The organism is Arthrobacter sp. Hiyo1 (genome assembly GCF_001263615.2).
Taxonomy (GTDB): Bacteria; Actinomycetota; Actinomycetes; order Actinomycetales; family Micrococcaceae; genus Arthrobacter.
In genome coordinates, this window is sequence record NZ_DF952474.1 from 354,999 (window position 1) to 374,765 (window position 19,767).

The following is a 19,767-nucleotide window of genomic DNA, read 5'->3' on the forward strand; positions in this document are numbered from 1 at the left end:
ATCCCTGCCTTGATGTCTGCCGTGTCCATGGAACGGTGGAGCAGCAGGACGTCGATCAGTTCACGGGTCCCTTCGGCGTCGCCGTTGACCCGGCGTGAGGCGGCCCAGAAGGCTTCATGGGCGCTGGTGAAAGCACCTGACTCCCGTGCCCGGGCCAAAGCGGTGGAGCCAGGCAAAGCGCCGGGCTTGGTCTTGAGGACCTCCAGGTAGTGGTCCAGCTGGACAGACTGCGCGCCCTTGGTAACGATCCGCTGATGCCGGGCCGCCACCGTACGGCCGTCGAACACGACAAGCTCCGATGCCCGCAAGGACACCCGGACTCGTCGGCCGATGAACCGGGCGGGCACCGAGTACTTCACCATCCGCACCGTGATCATCGAGGACCGGTCCACCCGAGGGTTCAGCACCAGGCCGGGATCGAACGCTTCGGCCGGCAGCGGTGCCAGGAACGGGGCTTCGGCGGAGAAGTCCTGGCCGATGGTGCGGATCCGGTCATTGATCCGCCGCCGTTCGTCTTGGACCTCCCAGTCCCGGATCCGGTCATTGAGCTCCTCAAGGGACCTCGCGACAGGCATCGGGGAAAGCCGGTTGCGGCGGAACCAGCCCACCTCGCCCTCGACCCCGCCCTTCTCGTGAGCACCGGCAATTCCAGGCTGGCAATAGAAGGAATCAAAGCCATAGAAGGAACGGAACAACACCCATCGGTCGTTCTCCAGGCGGTTCCGTCCCTGCCCGAACACCACAGCCCGGACGGCACTGGTGAGGTTGTCATAGCGGATGTGTTTGACCGGCACTCCGCCGATCTCTTTGAATGCCTCGATATGGCCTTCCAGAAATGCTTCCTGGGCCTGGGTGGGGTAAATCCGGTGGACGGCCTTGCCGGAGTGGGACAACCGGAAGATGAACATGTGGCACTTCGTCTTCACCCCGTCCAGCATGATCCAGACTTCGCCGAAATCCACTTCCGCTTCGGCTCCCGGGGCATGTTCCTGCGGAACGAACACCTCAACCCGCCGGCCGGCCTCGACATCTATCTGGGCCCGGCGGACCCGGACATAATCACGCACCGTCGAATACGACAGCTCCTCAGCACCATGCTCCTCAATGAGCCGGGCCAGGATCCGGCGCGCGGTATGGCGTTGCTTCCGCGGCGCAGTCGTGTCCTCGACGAGCATCGCATCGATCGCCGGTTTGAACGGCTCCAACCGCCAGGCCACTCCTCGCCTCGGCTTACGCTCCGGCGGGGCAGCTGACTCCAGGGCCTGCCTAACCGTCCTTCGGTGAACCTTGTGTCTGGCCGCCAGCGCACGGACCGAGAGTCCCTCAACTCGGGCATCCCTTCGGATCTGCGCGAACAACTCCACCCTCGACTCCATCCAGACCAGCCTTCCGCCGCATCCATCCACTGATGAATCCAACGTTGAAGGCGGGGCCACATATAACCGTCACAAGATGCCCGGCGAGTCACGAAGTGGGGCCAGAATTACCCGTCCTACCGGGGCCATCCAAACCTGTCATAGTCAGCCATTCCTTGTAGCTTGGGAATTGCGGTGCTGAATACCGGGTCGGTGCTGGGCTGACGCGGATTCTGCAGGCACACATGGAGGGGGCCATGAGCGACTTAGGCGTGGCTGTAGTAATAGAAGACGATACGGACATGCGCAACCTGATCGGGGGAATTCTTCTCGAGTGGGGTTTTGAAGTCCATACAGCATCCCGCGGCCGCGAAGGCGTCGATATGGTTCGCAATACCAGCCCCGATGTCGTGACCGTAGACGTGGGCCTGCCGGACATTGACGGGCTGGAGGTTCTGCGACAGATCCGACAATTCAGCAACGCCCACATCGTGATGCTCACTGGCAGAGCCGACGAGCCCTACCAACTGGCCGCCCTCTACACCGGGGCCGATGAATACATCACCAAGCCCTTCTGGCCGCGGGAGTTGCGGGCCAGGATCGCTGCGATGATGGGCCGTCCACGGTCCCAGACAGCGGACGGTCATTCCCCCCGCAACCTCGGCTGATTACTCGTCTCCGCTGGCACGAAAATGAGTTCGACCTCCTTCATGAGGTAGTTCGGGGGCCCGGAGCGGTCACAACGGCCCGACGGCCAAGCTCGGGTGGCGAGTCTGCGACTGCCCGGAAGTTATCCGTGCGTCCTCATGTACCCGAGCCGCAGTTCTTTGACCGTCGCACGGCCATGGACTGCAATTCCGGCCAGGAGGTCCGCGCCCTCACCCAGGTCCCCATTCCGGACGGTAGCCTCCAACCTCTCCGCGAGATGTGCCAGCCGTAACCCGCCGACCATGGCAGAAGAGACTTTCAAGCTGATGACCGCATCAAGGGCTGCCATCCGATCTTCCCGCCCGATAGAAGCAACGATACGGCTCTGCCGCAGCCCCCACATGGAGACGTAGTCGCTGGCAAAATTCCATGCAATGTCCGGCTGCCCTAGCTGTTCTTCCAGGTCTTCCAGCACCGACACATCCAGTAGCGGCAGCTCTTGGGCACCAAGGGAGAGGCCCCGGCCGTATCGGGGCCCGGAGGATGCTACTTCGCCCGGGGGGTCCCCACTGGGGTCGCCGGGGTGGGCTGATCCTGAAATGGCCATCTTTCAAAACTACGTCCCGAGTCGACGGAATGGCGAAACTCCGGCCAATCCTGCGGAAAACTTGGGCCATCTTTGATCCTGCGGGAACGGGTTCGTATTCCGTCACGCCCCACGATGCCTGCCCACGGACCTGTGGGTAGCACTGCCTGCTCCGGGCTGTCCGCAGTTCCACCACCGTATTTACCCAGTTCCGCGCACCACCCGATGCTTTCCACAGGTTAGTCCAAGGATCGGATTAAACGTGCCTGACGGTTGTTAGCCTCGAAGGGTCGATGAATCCTGCACACCCGGAAGCGCAGAAATCAGTGCCTTACGCCTGCATTCAAGTGCCTTCCTTTGTTGTGCGTTCGTTGGCTGCGGCATCCAGTTGTACTTGGGGGTTGCAACCGCCGCGGGGCCCGCTCAGGGGTGCCGGGCTTCCTAATTGAAAGAGAAATCATCATGCGCAAGTCTGCAAAGATCTTCACCGCTCTGTCCGTCGCCGGCCTCGCCGTTGCTGCGGGATCCGCTTTCACCGGTACGGGTGTCGCCACCGCAGGGCAGGCAGCCTCGGACCAGTTCGTTGGCGGTACCGTGAGCCAGTCCGTTACGGGCGCCACCCTGAACAGCCTGGTCTACGGTTTCACCGATGGCACGAACACCGCCGTCAACCAGGTGACCCTGACCTTCGCGGACGCTACGGGCGGGAAGACCCCAACTCTGTCCCTGACCGGCGGCACGGCAGCGACCTTCACCTGTACCGCCATTGACGGAACCACGCACATTTCCGTGTGCGATGCAGCGACGGGCACGAGCCAGACGGGCGTGACCAGCGCCGCCGTCACCGTCAGCTAATCACGGCCCGGTGAGCGGCCGGCTCACTAAGGGCCGGCCGTTCGCTCCCGTCCCAACTATCCCGATAGGGGCATCCTTGGCACAGCGGCTGACGCGCCGTATGAGGGGCGTTCTCCTCATGGTTCTTGCCGTGCTGGCAGCAGCTGCAGGACTTGTCCTGGTCAGTGGCCAAGCGGCGGTCGTTATCACGCATGGCGTGAGCATGAACCCTGTGTACTACCAGGGCGACTTGGTCATCGTCGCCCGGGCATCCTCATACTCGGTTGGCGAAATCGCCGCTTACAACCTGCCCGGAAAAGGCGAGGTAGCCCTTCACCGGATCATCGGCGGAAACGCCAACGCCTTAATTTTCAAGGGCGACAACAACCAATCGATCGATCCCACCAAGCCACGAGGCGATGAACTCGTAGGCCGTGCCGTGCTGCACATCCCGCAGGGCGGCCTGTGGCTTGAAAACCTCACGAGCCCGCCGGTCCTGGGATTGCTGGCATTCGGCCTGCTGGCCGGCGGCAGTGCAGCCGCAACCACCCGCCACCGGCGCAAACGAAGGAGAGCAGCCGTGTCCCGCCATCTCAGCACCCGCCCCGCCGAACCCCCGACCCTGGGAAGCCTGCCGTCCTCGCTGCGTATTTCCACAACCCTTACTGCGGCCTTCGCACTGATGGGCATAGCCATCGGGGTGCTGGCGTGGTCCGGGCCACTGCAGGAGCCCTCCACCTCCCACATCACGACCGGAACGCGGATGGACTTCTCATACACCGCCGACGTCGGACAAAGCCCGGCATACGACGGAACTGTCGCAAAATCGCCGGACCCGGTCTTCCGCAAACTCGCCAACACCGTCGATATCCACTTCGCCTATCACGGGGAGCCCGGAACTGTGACAGTGAGAGCTGACGTGTCCGCGCCGGGCGGCTGGCATTCAAGCATCCCGCTGGCCGGGCCCGAGACCTTCACGGGCCCTGGATACGAAGGGGAGATCACCTTGGACCTGAAGGCACTGGATGCCAAGGCACAAGCCGCGTCGGCTATCACCGGCCTCCCCGCCGCACCCCTCGCCATCGTCGTGACTCCACAGGTGAAGACATCAACGGGAGCCGATTTCCAGCCCTCGCTTCGGCTCAACCTCACCGCGCTCCAGCTCGCACTCACCGGCAGCCCGGAGTCCCTGACGGTCGCGAACAACACCACCACGGATCAGACAGTCATCGCACCCCGCATGCTTGGCTGAACGGCGTCAACATCACGGCAATCGCAGCCCGCATCATATCCGCCGTCCTTCTCCTCGCAGCCTTGACAATCGGCGCAATCACCGTGGTGTTTGCCCGGCGCACCGCGCCCGTGGACGAGGCAGCGGCGATCCGCCGGCGTTACGCAGCACTGCTCGTCCGGGTCCACCCCATGCCCGCGCCGCAAAGCCGGCCGGTCATTGACGTCACGACCTTCTCGACCTTGGCCAAACTTGCCGAACGGTACGGCCTGCTCGTCCTTCACTGGGCCCGAAGCGGTGTGGAGACCTTCGTCGTCCAGGACGAAAACATCACCTACCGCTACCGCCCGGGGAACGAGCGGTCACGGGCCGAATCCCAACCAGGATCGGTGACGGCCGAACCGGCGCACATCGAACACTGATCCGCTAACCACGGGAGTCAGTTCCTTCGAAGAGGAACCAAGGATGCGCGATCGATGAATGTCAGCCAATGCGCCAGCAGTCTTGGCTCGCCTCAGCGCACGCCGGCGGTTTCATCGGAATCGTTCAGGGGCAGATGGTGCCAAGTTTCCCGATTTGCCTGGACGATCGTGGGCCGGCCAAGGAACTATCCCTGTCCGGCGTCCATGCCGAGTTTGCTGACGGCCGTCAGTTCTGCCCGGGTTTCGATACCTTCAGCGACTATTGTGGCGCCGACCTATTTGGCGAACGCGACCATCGTCTCGCCTCTCAGGTGCCCATGGCCAGAAAAACAGTGGACCGTCGAGAAGCTCTATTGCGCGACCGACTGGGCACGTATGCTCGGTAAGAATCATTCGCTGCTTGTGGGGGAGCAATGGAGGAACGAAAGTCGGCGCACAAGTGCCCGAGGTGCAGGACGCGGCTGGTAGAGACTTGGTATGTCGAGATAGTTGCAGGTACCACCGTGGAGCGCCGGCGTATCGGCAGGCCGTTCTGCCCCAACGGCCACATCATCACTCACTGGAACCTTGCGGGACAGCCGAAACGCGCCACCTAGCCAAGTAGTAGATGTGCCAAGGGTCGGGAACGGCGCATCTGAATCTCGCGGATCGTTATTGTCAGAGATCCCCGGACTCCACCAGGTGCCCTTCGGAACACCTCGCCGATGAGGGCCAAAAGTGTCCCGCCGGGATGGGGGATACCGACGGGACCAGGCAACCGTACCAGCAACACTCATGTGGACCGCCGCAAATGTGCGACGCCCCGCGGGTGGCTCCACTCCATCGCCAGGCCGGAAATGTCGCAATCTTGCCCTCAGGATTCGTGCTTCCGATAATCCATTCGTAGGATTTGCCTATGTCTATGGGGAGATTAGTTCGTAAAGCAGTTATTCCGGCGGCCGGATTGGGCACGCGTTTCTTGCCTGCCACCAAGGCGATGCCGAAGGAAATGTTGCCGGTGGTGGATCAACCGGCCATCCAATACGTGGTTGAGGAGGCCGTGAAGGCGGGCCTCGGCGACGTGCTGATGATTACAGGCCGCAACAAGCGCGCCCTTGAAGACCACTTTGATCGTGCACCTGATCTTGAACGCTCTCTGGAGCTGAAAGGCGACGAAGCTCGCTTGGACGCGGTGCAGCATGCCTCCGGGCTCGGGCCTATCCACTATGTGCGGCAGGGCGAACCGAAGGGCTTGGGCCATGCCGTGCTGTGCGCCAAGCAGCACGTAGGTGACGAACCTTTTGCTGTGCTTCTGGGGGATGACCTAATTGACGAGAGCGAGGAGCTCCTGTCAACCATGATCGACGTCCAGGCGAAGACCGGCGGCTCGGTGATTGCCTCATCGAGGTGGAACCGTCGCAGATCAGCGCGTATGGCTGCGCCGACATTACACCCATTGCGGGGGAGGACTACGTCCGGGTCAACAGCCTTGTTGAGAAGCCTTCTGTTGATGAAGCGCCATCAAACCTGGCTGTCATCGGGCGCTATGTCCTTCACCCGTCTGTGTTCGATGTCCTCGAAGAGACCGGGCCCGGGCGGGGCGGCGAGATCCAGCTGACCGACGCGCTTCAGACCCTCGCGAAGGGCGATGGCGAAGGCGCGGGCGTTTACGGGGTGGTCTTCCGCGGACGTCGCTACGATACAGGGGACAAGCTCAGCTACTTGAAGGCTGTCATCACGCTGGCGTCCGAGCGGGCCGAATTCGGTGAAGATCTCAAAACCTGGATGAAGGGGTTCCTCGCTAGGACGGCTGCATGGTTAGACGCGCGTAGCGCAGAATCCTGAGGATGGCCGGGGCCAGCTCGTCTTCCATCCGCAGGTACGCCTCGGCGCCTTGTTTGTAGGGGTCCGCAACGTCGTTGTCCGAGGATCTTGCCGCGAGGACGAGGTGGCGGACGGAGGATGCCCGTGCCGGCAATTCTCGCCACAGTTGGGCGTAGTCAGCGCCCGACGGCGGCGCGTCGCCTCGTTCTTCAAGGGCGGTCACCATTCTTGCGAACTCGCGGATGGTGAACGTCCGTTTGAGCAAGGAGGCGTCCAACTGCAGAACTTCCCCGCGATGGTGGGACGCCATAGTGAGTACCAGGTCCGATTCCCTCAAGATTTTCGACGTGAGCTGACGCGCGGCAAAGTCTTCGGGTGTGCCGCCGTATGTGCGGATGATGTCCGCTGACAGCGGCTGGATGGGGCTGCCCACCATGGCGCGGGTGCCGGCACTGCGGACTTCGAAGCCGCTGGGGAGGACCTGATCCAGGCCGGCCTGAAGCAAACGTTCGGCTACTGGGGAACGGCAGATGTTGCCGGTGCAAACTGTCAGTATCCGAATGGGGTGGGGCGATTCCAAAGGTATAGCTCTTTCACTAGCTGGCAGGTGCGCGTGACACCTGTGTTTTTCAAGTTAACACGAGAGTCATAATCACGTGTGCCGCATGAGTGCGAAAGCAGCCACACCGAAGGAAACCGCGGCCAGCAGGATCAGAAATATGATCGGCCAGGCCGCACTCGGAATCGCTGGAATTCGTGGAATCGCTGGCGACCCCACTCTGAAGCTCAGCCGCTTGCGGCGTCGCCAATGTCTCCCCATGTTCATAAATTACCGTACGCACAAACAAGGAGGGGTTGTTTCCGGATCACCGGAAACAACCCCTCCTTTGTTTTTACGTTTATGCTGCAGCTACGGTTTCGTTCTTTGCGCGGCGGCGAACCACCACTACGGAGGCCGTGCCGGCAACGAGTGCACCGGCGCCAACCAGACCCCACAGAATCAGGCTGGAGTCCACACCGGTGCTCGCCAGACTTGAACCGGTGTTGGCCAGTGCTGCCCCGCCGGTATTTGCCAGACCGGCGCTGCTAGCCGCTGTTGCGACTACAGTTGCCGTGACCGTGTGGCCCGAGGTTGCGCCAACGGCGGTCAGAACGTAGGTGCCAGCGGAGTTCAGCTGGACTGTGACGGAAAATGCGCCGGCGTTGTTGGCAACCGCGGTCAGCGTAAGCGGCGCCAACGGAAGTGCACCAGCAACCCCCATCACTACTGCGCCGCCACCGGCAGCTCCTGCCCCCTGCGCCGTGGTGGTTTGGTTGACCGTGATGTTGATGGTTTCGCCAGCCGCGAAGCCATTACCCGAGAAGACGACAGATCCGCCGATCCCAACAGTTGCGTTGGAAACGGTGCCCTGCTGAGCCGGTGCCGGATAGTCGACAGCCATGGCTGGAGCCGAAGCAGCAAGAGCGATCGTGCCCGCAAGGGCGAGCACTGCGAGTGATTTCTTCAATTTTTGTCCCCCTGAGACCTGGTGTGTTTGAGACCTGATGCGTAATTCAATGTGATGACGTGATTTCATCCACCACGAACACGTGAACTGAAATCCGAGACCCACCCAAAAGAGAAGCTACCATCCTAAGGGTGCTTACTGCAAAGTAAATCCAAACTCGTTACAAAGCGTTAACCTGATGGCTATCCGCCGGTTCCGCAGCCTTCGGACTCCGTGGGGAGAACTACCTTGTCCACAGATTGGATTGTTGGCGTCACCACCACGCCGGGCTGACCGTGCTGCACGATTTTCCCGAAAGTGAATTCCACGGTGCTGCTTTGTCCCGGGGCTAACCGTACCGTGAGGGTGCCGACCGGTCTGTTGTCATGCTGCTGCGCGCCGAAGGGGACTTTGTTCCCATCTTGGGTAGCCGATTCAATCTGGGCCTGGGCTGGTCCATATGCAATCACGTTACTTTGGGCGGTTCCCGGCGGGACGCCGAAATCTCCGCCGCCGGTGACGTAAGCCGGCAAGGAGGTGGCCGCATCGGCCGGAGCGGTATTGGCGCTCGTAATACGCACCTTGACCGTTCCGTAGCCTCCTACTGCGCACTGCGAAATCAACTGGACGGTACGCTTCACGTAGTAGTCCATTTTTGCGCCTGTGCCGTCGTTGAAGTAGGCGCCGAATTGCGCGGCTGGCACGCTCGGGCCGGAGATTGAACCGCTGAGCGGGTATTTGCTGAGGACGGATTGTTCGTTTGAGCCTGTGGACCAGAGGAGAATCCTGTGTTCGTCTACACCCCTCCCGACGCCGTCTAGAAGGCTTTTCGCTGTGCCCTTTCCCGAGGAGAGGGCTCCGAAGATTTCCTTTGCCACCGATCCGAAGTAGATATCTTGCAGCTTCTGGTTATTGAGCTTGGCGTATGAGTCGGAAAGCAGCGTCTTGACTACATTTCCACCGGTGAGCTGATTCGGCAGCTTCCCGGAGGTCAAGGCAAGCAATTGGGGGTCTTGCAGACTAACTGGTCCGGTAGCGTCAAGGATATAGCTGAGTGCCACGGGATCGATCGAGATGGCACCGTCTAAGCGTTCGCCCTTCTTCTGTTCCCACATATTAAGCGCCGTGGCGGCGGCGGTGGGGAAGTCTGGAGTGAAATTGACGTCCTGCATGAAGGTTCCCAGGCGGTTGCTATAGATACGCTCTTGCTCCGCGTCAACAGCCACCGGCGGGGTGAACGCGCCAAGATCGTGGGCGCTGGTCTGGGATGCAAGGCTGATTTTTCCTTTGTCCGCAGTCAACACGGCCAGAGCGCCGGGTATGCCGCCACTGGCCCGGGCCTCGGCATTGTTCTGGACTAGGAGCAGGTAGTGCCGTGGTTTGTCGGAGCCCAACATCCCAGGGGCCAGACCTGCGGCGTCGGCTGCAGTATCCAGTTCATTTACGACGGAGCCAAGTTGTTGCCTGGCCTGTGCCAGCGGTCCAGCGATCTGCGGGAGCAGATTGCCCGCATCGATCCCGTCCAGCCGCTCGGCCGAGACGCGCACAGCGTGGGCTGCGGACGCGACGGCGGGGGCTGCTTTTCGGATCGGTTCGAGATCCGTGCCGCTCGCGCTTGGCATTAGCTTGTCCCAGTTCACGGAGTCGTAGACCTTCACTAAGGGCGCGATGCCAAGAGTTGCAACGTCGTCTGCCGTGCGGGCGATTTCAGTTGCGGCAGAGAAATTTGCGCCGAGCCACGGAGTCGCTGATGCTAGAGACCAAAGTGGATCCGACGCAGCGTCCCGAGCGGCGGCCGTGTGGCGACGTAGTTCGTCGACAACCGAGGATGCATCGGCCGGGCGGTTTTGGAGGATGTCCTCTTTGAGCTTCGGAACCAACTGGGTAGATGCCTCAAGCTCACTCTTTATTGTGGAGCCTTTGGCGCCCAACCATACGGTTGCCGACAAAGTGAGTACCGTCACGAGCGCCGTTAGCAAGACCGCGGTGGTAATGCGTCGACGATGCTTTCGATTCGTGGACGAATTAGATCGAGTTTGGTGCGACCGGCCCTCTGCTGGGGTATTTGTGGCTTCCATTGTTTCTTTCGGATCGTGGCATCCGCGCATATTTTCAGAATTAATTGCTGGCCATTACTCGACTACCCAGCATCGTCTAAATGGCGCCGGTGCTTGCAAATACTGCCTTGAAGGTCTTGATAAGAATCACGAGGTCGCCCATGAGAGACCAGTTCTCAACATAATAAAGATCGAAGCGGATGCTCTCTTCCCATGTAAGGTTTGAGCGGCCACTCACCTGCCAAAGACCGCTCATTCCTGGACTCACATATAGTCTTCGATGGGCTGCCTCATCGTAAAGAGCGACTTCGCCTTCACGCTGCGGCCGAGGCCCCACGAGGCTCATGCTGCCGCCAATCACATTTAGAAGCTGTGGAAGCTCGTCAAGTGAGTACCTTCGCAGAATATGCCCTACTCGGGTGATGCGAGGATCGTTTTCGATCTTGAATAGAGGCGTATCAGCTGATCCCTGTGCCATAAGGAGCGCCCGAAGGTCGGCATCGGCGTCTAACCGCATCGAACGAAATTTCAGGAGTTTGAAAGTCGTACCGCGAAAGCCGATTCGCTCTTGTACGTAGAATATCGGACCCGGACTTGTGAATTTCACTAGTAGAGCAAGAATTAGGAAGAGCGGAGCGAGGAGGGCGACCAACATGGTGGCCCCCACGATATCGAACGCTCGCTTGGCAACCTTTTTCCCTCCAGTCAGTTTGGGGGTTGATACGTGAATAAGCGGAAGTCCTGCAACGGGTTGCGTATGAATACGCGGACCCGCAACGTCCGTCAAAGCGGGGGCGAGAATCATCCCGATATCCCTTGCAGCCAGCTCCCACCCGAGTTTGCGGAGATCTGCGGGATGCATGTCGACGCCAGCTGTTACTGCGACCACATCGACTCTTGTTGCCTCAATTACCGACAGTATGGTCTGGAAGTCACTCTGAGTGCCTGTAACTGGCACGGTAACTCTTGATAGGTCGTGACGCCCTTCCGTAATTCCGGGAAGGTGCGCAGCCACGGGAAGGTACCCGGCGGATGGTGCCGTCCTGAGTGACTTCACCAAGTGCTCAACAGCATGAGGACCCCCAATTATCAACACTCGGGAGGCACTCTCGCCGCGCCGACGTTCCAGTGCCAGATGCTGCCTCAAGAGCCAACGAGCGGCCAGAACGCCGATTACTCCCGCTGGAAAGGCGAGTCCGACAAAGCCGCGGGCAGTGTCAATGCGAAGGGCGTATGAGACGACTGCCACGAACCCGAAGAGCCAAGCCGACGCGGCAATCACCCGTTTGTATTCTTCTGCACCTGAACCAAGAATCATCGGCTCTCTAGATCCCCAAAAGTGCAACATAAGCCACCAGCAGCCCGCCAGGGATAGAGAAAACACCGCATAGCCGAAGTCATCTCCGGTGGGGGTCGGACTAACGGGAGAACGAAACCTGACGAAGTAGGCGCCGGCAACGCCCCAACCTATTGCAACTGCATCGAACGCAAATAGCCGCTTTGAGTACTTGCTTCGCCAAAAGCGATTCCCTGACACTGACTTGCCCCCCTGATCACGCTGTTCCTGGGCCATTATGCACCATGGTCAACTAGCGCCCGCCCAGCATAGTCGTGCAACCCGCGGCCCGGCGCCTGCGATGATCGTTTCGCCATAAGTATCCAAGAACTCATCGGTCTTCTCAGGCAGGAATACCTTCACACTCCTCGATTCAAGTGTTACGCAGTGTTACACATGACAGCGGAGCGCCAAGGACGGGACTCAAGATCCAAGCGGTACCTGTCGACCGAAATGAAACAGTGAAGCACGTGTCGACCGAAATGAAACAGTGAAGCCGACGGCTGTGTATACTGCGACAGGCGAAGCACATGCCAACCGGTTGCGATGAAGCAGTCCTTGGGGGAGTCTAATTCCTCGGCAGAATATAAACATTTTGGGTGGCGAAAGCTCAACCAGGTTTACTATTCTTTTTGGGGGCGCAATCTTTGACTTTATCTGTAGATCTGCTGGACTTCACGTTATTCGTCTGGAACTGACTACCAAAAAAGCCGGCTGGAAATTTTTGAAACATTGCGAAGCCGCACACACGATCAACACCGCCTTGACATCCCCGGTGGGTCGGCGGGACTACCTGGAAGGAAGGCCCGGAGGACTGTGTATTCGGTCATCGCGATCTTGATGGTCTGGGTGCGGGCCCGGCGAATATCTCCCGGAATTTTATTGCTCGCCCAATTAGCTTTGCCCACATTCGGGTTCTACATCCTTCAGGAGCGGGATGGGGCGGTCCCCAACGGCTGGCTCGTTCTGATGGCCCCGTCGCTTGTTGCTATCGGCATGGTCTTACGCCGACCGAGCAACGACGGCGAGATCGCACGTCAAGCAACGAACCCTGACCTGCACAGATTTCTGAAGACTACCTTTTGGATATTGGCCGTTCTCGCTGTTTTGCATTTCGCGTTGGCTGGAATCCCGGTACTCAGTGATAGCGTCGAGACGCAACGGTTTAGTCTGGGAAGCAGCGGGCTAGGAGGCTTCCCGAGCAGAGCGGTTCTCTATGCAATACCCGCCGTTGCCTTGATTAGTCTCGCAACTGTCACCATTCAAACACGACGAACGACAATCGCAATATGGATACTGTTCTCCATAACTCAAATAGGTCTGGGATTTAAGGGCGGCCTTCTTGAGGTCATGTTTTTGGCAGCATTGGCTTACCTCGTACGCGTCGCACGCCCCCGGCCCAAGCATCTCATGCTATTGGCTGCCGGACTTGTGTCCGCCCTTCTTTACGTGGAAGTAGTTCGTTCCCTGTACGCAACATCCCTCAACAGTCCCAGTGACCTGGGGTATCTGCTGGATCGCAGCACGACTCAGGCAATTGAATCGGGATATCTTGCACTGTGGAACGATCCGACCTTTACCTCGGGAGAAACTGCCTTTTGGCATGATTTCCTGCAGCTGATGGCTAGATATGTTGGTCTCGGACAGCCCGATGACTATACCTTTGACATGCTGATGTCATCGGTTGTGACCGGAACCCCACTTGGCTTGGGTTTGTTTATTGTTCCCGTTACGGTCGGCGGCCCTGTCTACCTTATCTTCAGCCTCCCCATCCCACTGGTAGTAATGGTCTTAATTTTACTGGGATGGATCTGGACATGGGCTATATCCGCGACTGCCCGAATGTCGAATCTGTTCACCGGAGTCATGGCAGCTATTCTGATAATCGGAATTAGAATGTTCTTGGTGAATGGAAATGGCGCCTACTTGGTAATCAACCTGCTCTTCACCTCAATTTTATTGTGGTTGTGTGCACTGCCCATATGGATAGACAAGTTACGGAAAGACTCCAGTCTCAGAAATTCGCGGAATCACGTGGTTTTGAAAAGCGGTCCTTCTCGCCATGGATGAAGCGACTACCGTCAGGGTCAGATCGTCCAACGTTGGAAGAAATCTGAACTCAAAACTTCCAGCCCATACAAGCTTTTTTCTTTTTCAAAGCGGTCCGGCGTCGATTATAGTGACTACGCTGTTTGTGTGGCCGCTGCTCGGACACATTCTCGATCAAAGACTTCTCGGGGAATTATCGCTCCAATTGGCAATTTCAAGCATAGCCTCTCCGGCTCTTTGCCTCGGGACAAACCTCTACCTCGCCAACAGGCTATCAGCCGGGCCTGAATCCGACCGCCGAAGTGAAGCTAAGACGGCACTCTGGGTGACTGGCGTTCTATATGGGCTATCCGGGCTGCTTGCGTTCTCGTCTTTGTTCTTAGATGCTTGGCTGTTTCTGATTCCATTCGCCCTGTCATGTGCGAACGCAGCCTATCTTGTCACGTCAGGGGTAATGCGGGGGATAGATCAGCCTGTCCCGTACTCTATTGTCACTTTTGTGGTTCAGATATTTGGGCTGTTCTCCCTAGGATTCTTGGCTTCGATATCACATCGTCTGCAGATCGCCGTCCTGGCCTATGTTGGTGTCATTACCATCCCGGTCTTGTGGCAGTACTGTTTGCTCAGGAAGAAGACGCTCCATACTGAGATTCGCTCAATTGTCCCGGTTCTCAGAGCATCAGCGAGTCTCGTTCCTCACCTTGTGCTGGCCGTCGCGCTGCTGATGATGATGAGGATTTTAGTTTCTCTTAAGGTAAATAACGAGGCCGTAGCAAACTACACCTTCGCCGCGTTGATTATTGGAGGCACACTTACAGTCGCAGCCTCCCTCGACGCGCACTGGTCGATTCGTGCCCAGGCCAGTCCTAGCCTGGCATCATTAACGGGAGTTCTTAGACGTAACCAAACGCGGATTCAGACGATCCTTTTGTTCATGTCGGGGGGAATAGTTCTATTTCTTTTTCTCGGCTTGAGGGTGTGGCTGCCACCGGGATACGATGCCAAGCATTTGGTGCTGACAGTGCTCCTCGCTTTGCCGGCAGCTGCTATGCAAGCGTTAGCTGATGGCCGATCTGCGGTCCTTATGTATTTCAATAAGGCTGGTAGAGTGTCGATTGCAACTATGGTAGGGGCGGTCACGACTCTTATTATGGCTTACACACTCCTTCCGATCTACAGTTGGCCTGTTGCCGGTTTGTGTGTCACTGCGGGGATGTTTAGTCGCATGGTCGCTGTAAACGTATTCGCCCGTCAGATTTTTCGGACGAACACTGTTGGCGCTCTCGGAGCGGCCATGGTTATGGTACAAATACTCTATGCGGGCGTTCTTTTGGCATTTTTCTTTGGGGTGAAATAATGAGAATCTTAATGATCACGAATAATTACGCCGACCGAACGCGCGGCGGTGTCGAAATGCACGTCCATAATCTATCGCACGCTCTTGTCGTTGCCGGTCACGAGGTAACCGTTGCGCGAACATCGCAAGGCCCCAGTATCCATGAACTTGATCTTCAAGTTCCTGTCGTTCCAGTATTGGGTCATTCCTCAGCCAAAGACCAACGGATGTCAAATAAGTTGAGCAATATTCCGTTGGTCCGATTCGCCTCCAATTTCCTTGGGAGAATTACCACGGCAATTAAAGCTGGGCGGAGGCTGCGCGAAGATCCTGAGTTTCTTGCGGCGTTTGATATAATACACCACCACGATTTCATCACGAGTGCCATTGTCGCACGAATGCTCCGTGGTATTGCGATCAAGCAAATTTGGACCAATCATCTCGGCGAGTTTCTGATTTTGCGAAGGCTGCCGGTGGTCGGCCCGATTCTAACAAGATATTTGACCCGTACTTTTGATGCAGGCATTGGCCCCTCTGGTGAGCTATCAGACCCGACGACCGTCTCTTGTCCAATCGAGTACATTCCGAACGGCGTTAACATTGACGCCTTTGCACCTTTGTCATCGACAGACCGTAATTTGCTAAGAGCAAAGAGGGGATTGGGTCAAAACGACCTGATCGCTATAGTTCCTAGAAGGTGGGCGCCAACCAAGGGTGTTTTGTTTGCGGCTGAAGCTATGTCGTCGGAGCATTGGCCTTCAAATTGTTCGGTCATCTTCGCTGGCGCAGGCGAAACGGAATTTCCCGAATACTCTAGTGAGATTCGTGAAGCACTCACGGCTGCGGTGGCAAGCTTCGAAATAGTAGATACGCTGTCGATGGGTGAGATGGCAGAAGCGTTGCAGGGAGCGGACATTTGTATTATTCCATCACTGATGGAAGCGACGAGCCTGTCGGCTCTTGAGGCGATGGCCGTATGTTTGCCAATCGTCAGTACTGACGTCGGCGGACTCCCTGAAATCGTTCACGACGGCGTGAATGGACATCTGGTTCCGTCCGCTGATGCGAAGGCGATCGCTCTAGCCGTGGCCAACATTTGCCGGCTTAGTGCTGATGAAAGGCAGAAGATGGGTTCGGTTTCGAGGACGCAGGTAGTTTCAACTTATTCCTGGGATGAGATTGGGGCACGAACGCTTAAGGTCTACCGGGAGGTTTCGGTGTGAGAATCGCATACATCTCCCACGTTGACAGTCAGTGGATTAAGCAGAGGCCTCATTTTATAGCAGAGTCTCTTGGTCATGGTGATGTTCGGGTGACTTATGTCTGTTCATTATTTGTTCGCCGACGATTACTTGTCTCTTCCCAAAGGCTGAGGGTCCCTGTCCTCCGCGTTCCTTTGCTGCCCCAACGTTTGAGGCGTCTACTTCGGATTTTTGATACAGTGGCTTCTGTTATTTCTGCGTGCATAATCCTTTTTGTCGTGAGGCCTAACATTGCCGTCGTAACTCATTCGAGGCACAGGTATCTCGCCAGATTTCTTCACCGTACCGGAGTTCGCGTTTTCTATGACTGCATGGATCTCAACGGTTTGTTTGACGATGCCACAGTCTTTGATCGGGAAGACGAGCGTAAACTAGTTGAGATTGTGGAAGTCGTTTTTTGTTCAAGTCTGGCTATTTCGGAACACATTCAGGGTTTGCATAATCTTGCTGTCACCAAGATTGTGCCGAATGCATTGCACCCAGCATCTTTTGAGAGATTCTTCGGCAGAGAGCTTTCCGTGCAGCCTGGGCTTGTGGGATACGTTGGGGCGATCTCCTCCTGGTTTGACTTCGACAGCGTGCTGGCCCTGCTGGATTCGAACCCAAACATAACGGTGCGTTTGTGGGGACCCTGCGACGTAGAGGTTCCTCAACACGAGCGACTGCATAAAATGGGCGTGGTTCCACATGAACAGGCCATTGAGGTTATGCATAGTTGCGCGGTCTTGCTGTTGCCGTTTGTTCTGAACGACTTAATTCTCGCGGTGGACCCTGTGAAGGTCTATGAATATGTGTCAACTGGTCGACCAGTCGTCGTGCGAGATTACCCGCAGTTATTGCACTTTGGATCACACGTTCGCCGTTATGAAACCGTAGCTGAACTGGTATCCCGTGTAGAAGACGCGTTGGAGGAAAAAGGTCGGAGTCAGACCTTGATCTCGGATTTTATTAGTGAGAATTCTTGGGAAAAGCGGGCCCTGCTAATGAAGCGGGTTATGTCGTGATCGCGATTGTTGTGGCATACAAAAACGGTTCCGAGCTGGCGGAATGTTGCCAGGGGTTGGCGGATCTGGATGATGTCGATCGGGTCATAATTGTTGATAATTCGCATGGCGTAGCCGGCTCGTGTCTCGATGCATCCGGGCTGGTTCTGGGGCCGAAGATGATACATGCTATTCCTCCATCCAATCTTGGGTTCGCCGGTGGAAACAATTTCGGCATAGAACTAGCCCGAGAACTGAATGCGGCGCGCGTCCTGATTTGCAATCCCGACGTTATAGTTGGCCCGGATACTCTCTCCGGATTGCTCCGCGAAATGGATTCGCGTTCATTGGATTTGATTTCACCGTATATGCGGGAGGTCGATAGGGACAATTATCCCGTTGACTTTATGTGGCCGGGATGGGATTTTTGGCTTGGACGTGGGGTCTTGGACATTTCTTTGGCATCGAGAATTCGGCGCTATTTGCCAACCTTTTACGGAGCCTGTTTCGTTATTCGAGTGGATTTGCTAGATGACATTGGTGGCTTATGCGAGGATTTTTTCCTTTATGCTGAAGAGTTGGATTTCTGCAGGCGTATTGATGACTCGGGAGGTCGCTGGAGCGTGTCCAAAGAATACGGTGTGTTTCACGCAAGAGGATCAAGTATTTCTCCGACCGGCGGACCGCGGAAGTCGTTGACATCGCTGCATCATTCGTCACGCTCTGCAGTCATAGTTGGTCGAAAATATTGGCCGCTAGCTGCCCTCTGGTGGACCGTGGTGCGCTTTGGTTGGGCGGTGAAATTCCTTCTGAAGGGCAACCATTTGGGTTTCCGTGCTGTGATACTCGGAGTGCTCTCTGGTTGGAGAGCACCTCTCACTGCGGGTTCCGCCAAGGCGACTCGATCATCTATCACCACAGCGTTGCGACAATTGTTTCGGCGTTAAGCACTGCCAGTTCTATTTACCGGATTAGATAATCACGGCGCCGGAGCGCCTCGAGGAGACCCAATGCCAATCATTATGCCGATCTATGGCACGAGGCCCGAAGCAATAAAGATGGCCCCGATCATTAATTCGTTGAATATGTCGCCAGACATGGATTGCTTCGTCACGGTAACAGGTCAGCACAGAGACATGCTGGATCAAGTCAATGTGCTGTTTGATATAGTCCCTGATGCAGATTTGGACATCATTCAGCAAAGGCAAAGCCTGAACTCCATTCTAACCAGGACTGTTGACGGCCTTGATCAGCTCTTCTCCCGTACTCGCCCGGACGCAGTTGTTGTCCAAGGCGATACGACAACTTCGACGGCGGGAGCTATCTCGGCCTTCTATCACGGTATACCCGTCGTGCATGTAGAAGCCGGACTAAGGAGCGGTGATCTGTTCTCCCCATTTCCTGAGGAAGCCAATCGCAAGTTAACTTCGCAAGTCGCGAGTCTACACTTAGCTCCCACAAGCGTCAGTAAAGCGAATCTTCTAAGGGAGAACATTGATCATCGCGACGTTGTAGTTACGGGTAACACCGTCATCGATGCGCTTTTCGCCACGGCGAAGAAGACTATTGAGTTCTCTGATGATCGATTGGAGAGTCTGTCTTCCAGTGCAAGGAGGATCGTGCTGGTAACCACCCACCGGAGAGAGAACCAAGGGGAAACCATGCACGGAATCGGCCGAGCGTTGGCGCGGATTGCCGACGCCGAGCCTGGGGTGACTATCGTTCTGCCGGTCCACAAGAATCCTGCTGTTCGTGAAGCGGTTTTACCTTACCTGTCGGACAGGCCAAACATCATCGTCACTGAGCCGCTTGCGTACGGCGAGTTCACGAGGATGCTGTCCTTAGCTCATGTTGTCCTTACAGACTCCGGTGGAGTCCAAGAGGAAGCTCCTAGCTTTGGAAAGCCTGTGCTGGTGATGAGGGACAATACCGAGCGTCCTGAGGCAGTAGCGGCCGGAACCGTCCGGTTGATTGGCACGGATGAGAGCAGAATCTATAAAGAAGTTACCGACCTGCTACGTAACGAAGAGTCTTATTTGTCGATGGCTAATGCGGTGAATCCATATGGTGATGGCAGGGCTGCCGAGCGTTCCGTGGCCGCGATAAGGGCACTTCTCGGCATCGGCGAACGCATGGATGAGTTCCTTCTGTAGCCTCGAGCACGATGGGCGCGTAGCGGTCAACACGAATAATGGTTTGTGTTGACGGCTCTTCGCGGATGAGCGCGGTGGGCATCCTGAGGCCGCGGTACGGAGACAGCGTTGCGGGCTCTCCACGGTTCGTGGTGAATGAACTGCTGCTGGATGTTCATGCCGCCGTTCTTGCGGCACTGCGCAACAGGATACGCGTTTTGTAGTTGTCCGGGTTGGTGAACCCCC

18 protein-coding genes and 1 pseudogene are annotated in these 19,767 nt (G+C 57.3%); 13 read left to right on the plus strand and 6 right to left on the minus strand.

The features are described from left to right. Positions 1 to 1,376 (minus strand): IS21 family transposase (gene istA / locus AHiyo1_RS18940; RefSeq protein ID WP_059389600.1); only part of this gene is annotated, 1,376 nt, incomplete at its 3' end. Positions 1,377 to 1,612: 236 nt separating this feature from the next. On the opposite strand from istA, the gene AHiyo1_RS18945 reads away from it, so the two are divergent. Then, positions 1,613 to 2,023: a response regulator transcription factor gene (locus tag AHiyo1_RS18945; RefSeq protein ID WP_084784603.1), complete on the plus strand. Its 411-nt coding sequence runs from the start codon at positions 1,613 to 1,615 to the stop codon at positions 2,021 to 2,023. Positions 2,024 to 2,145: 122 nt separating this feature from the next. Here AHiyo1_RS18945 and AHiyo1_RS18950 read toward each other — a convergent pair whose 3' ends face one another. Continuing rightward, the gene (locus tag AHiyo1_RS18950; RefSeq protein ID WP_084784600.1) at positions 2,146 to 2,610 is read right to left on the minus strand and encodes an Hpt domain-containing protein; all 465 of its coding nucleotides are present in this window, start codon (positions 2,608 to 2,610) and stop codon (positions 2,146 to 2,148) included. Between the two features lie 441 nt (positions 2,611 to 3,051). Here AHiyo1_RS18950 and AHiyo1_RS18955 point away from each other — a divergent pair, with 441 nt between their 5' ends. The 6 genes and pseudogenes from AHiyo1_RS18955 (at position 3,052) to AHiyo1_RS28350 (ending at position 6,900) form a co-directional block, all read left to right on the plus strand. Further along, positions 3,052 to 3,444 carry a hypothetical protein gene (locus AHiyo1_RS18955; protein WP_059389587.1) on the plus strand — a complete coding sequence of 131 codons (393 nt, stop codon included), beginning with the start codon at positions 3,052 to 3,054 and terminating at the stop codon, positions 3,442 to 3,444. A gap of 100 nt (positions 3,445 to 3,544) precedes the next feature. Continuing rightward, a complete protein-coding gene (locus AHiyo1_RS18960) occupies positions 3,545 to 4,675 on the plus strand; it encodes a signal peptidase I (RefSeq protein WP_059389588.1) in 1,131 nt (376 codons plus the stop codon). 62 nt (positions 4,676 to 4,737) lie between these two features. Then, the gene (locus AHiyo1_RS18965) at positions 4,738 to 5,076 is read left to right on the plus strand and encodes a DUF5305 family protein (RefSeq protein ID WP_148667652.1); all 339 of its coding nucleotides are present in this window, start codon (positions 4,738 to 4,740) and stop codon (positions 5,074 to 5,076) included. A gap of 68 nt (positions 5,077 to 5,144) precedes the next feature. Beyond that, on the plus strand, positions 5,145 to 5,462 hold the full coding sequence (locus tag AHiyo1_RS27285; RefSeq protein ID WP_059389590.1) for a hypothetical protein: 318 nt from the start codon (positions 5,145 to 5,147) through the stop codon (positions 5,460 to 5,462). Positions 5,463 to 6,052: 590 nt separating this feature from the next. Beyond that, positions 6,053 to 6,454: pseudogene (locus AHiyo1_RS28345) on the plus strand (UTP--glucose-1-phosphate uridylyltransferase); the annotation flags it as partial. Positions 6,455 to 6,462: 8 nt separating this feature from the next. Further along, positions 6,463 to 6,900 (plus strand): sugar phosphate nucleotidyltransferase, encoded by a 438-nt coding sequence (locus AHiyo1_RS28350; protein ID WP_445286239.1) that lies wholly within the window; start codon positions 6,463 to 6,465, stop codon positions 6,898 to 6,900. On the opposite strand, the gene AHiyo1_RS18980 is transcribed toward AHiyo1_RS28350, so the two are convergent. From AHiyo1_RS18980 to AHiyo1_RS18995, 4 genes are all read right to left on the minus strand, one after another. Continuing rightward, positions 6,857 to 7,459, minus strand: a complete 603-nt coding sequence (locus AHiyo1_RS18980; RefSeq protein WP_059389591.1) for an arsenate reductase/protein-tyrosine-phosphatase family protein — start codon at positions 7,457 to 7,459, stop codon at positions 6,857 to 6,859. The genes AHiyo1_RS28350 and AHiyo1_RS18980 overlap by 44 nt on opposite strands. Positions 7,460 to 7,778: 319 nt before the next feature. After that, entirely contained in the window at positions 7,779 to 8,387 is a 609-nt protein-coding gene (locus tag AHiyo1_RS18985; RefSeq protein WP_059389592.1) for an LPXTG cell wall anchor domain-containing protein, read from the minus strand. Between the two features lie 182 nt (positions 8,388 to 8,569). Beyond that, a complete protein-coding gene (locus AHiyo1_RS18990) occupies positions 8,570 to 10,315 on the minus strand; it encodes a DUF4012 domain-containing protein (RefSeq protein WP_253257458.1) in 1,746 nt (581 codons plus the stop codon). A 205-nt stretch (positions 10,316 to 10,520) separates the two neighbouring features. Continuing rightward, a complete protein-coding gene (locus tag AHiyo1_RS18995; RefSeq protein ID WP_059389594.1) occupies positions 10,521 to 11,996 on the minus strand; it encodes a sugar transferase in 1,476 nt (491 codons plus the stop codon). Between the two features lie 579 nt (positions 11,997 to 12,575). Between AHiyo1_RS18995 and AHiyo1_RS19000 the strand changes: the two genes are divergently transcribed. From AHiyo1_RS19000 to wecB, 6 genes are all read left to right on the plus strand, one after another. Then, positions 12,576 to 13,829, plus strand: coding sequence for a hypothetical protein (locus tag AHiyo1_RS19000; RefSeq protein ID WP_059389595.1), 1,254 nt, complete (start codon positions 12,576 to 12,578; stop codon positions 13,827 to 13,829). Next, positions 13,822 to 15,165: a lipopolysaccharide biosynthesis protein gene (locus AHiyo1_RS19005; protein WP_148667653.1), complete on the plus strand. Its 1,344-nt coding sequence runs from the start codon at positions 13,822 to 13,824 to the stop codon at positions 15,163 to 15,165. Before AHiyo1_RS19000 ends, AHiyo1_RS19005 begins: the two co-directional genes overlap by 8 nt. An 11-nt stretch (positions 15,166 to 15,176) precedes the next feature. Further along, positions 15,177 to 16,367 carry a glycosyltransferase family 4 protein gene (locus tag AHiyo1_RS19010; protein WP_172465641.1) on the plus strand — a complete coding sequence of 397 codons (1,191 nt, stop codon included), beginning with the start codon at positions 15,177 to 15,179 and terminating at the stop codon, positions 16,365 to 16,367. Positions 16,368 to 16,717: 350 nt separating this feature from the next. Further along, positions 16,718 to 17,410: a hypothetical protein gene (locus AHiyo1_RS19015; protein WP_059389598.1), complete on the plus strand. Its 693-nt coding sequence runs from the start codon at positions 16,718 to 16,720 to the stop codon at positions 17,408 to 17,410. After that, the gene (locus tag AHiyo1_RS19020) at positions 17,407 to 18,336 is read left to right on the plus strand and encodes a glycosyltransferase family 2 protein (RefSeq protein ID WP_172465642.1); all 930 of its coding nucleotides are present in this window, start codon (positions 17,407 to 17,409) and stop codon (positions 18,334 to 18,336) included. The genes AHiyo1_RS19015 and AHiyo1_RS19020 overlap by 4 nt, the downstream gene beginning before the upstream one ends. 63 nt (positions 18,337 to 18,399) lie before the next feature. After that, entirely contained in the window at positions 18,400 to 19,542 is a 1,143-nt protein-coding gene (gene wecB, locus AHiyo1_RS19025; protein ID WP_059389599.1) for a non-hydrolyzing UDP-N-acetylglucosamine 2-epimerase, read from the plus strand. The last annotated feature ends 225 nt before the right edge of the window (positions 19,543 to 19,767 follow it).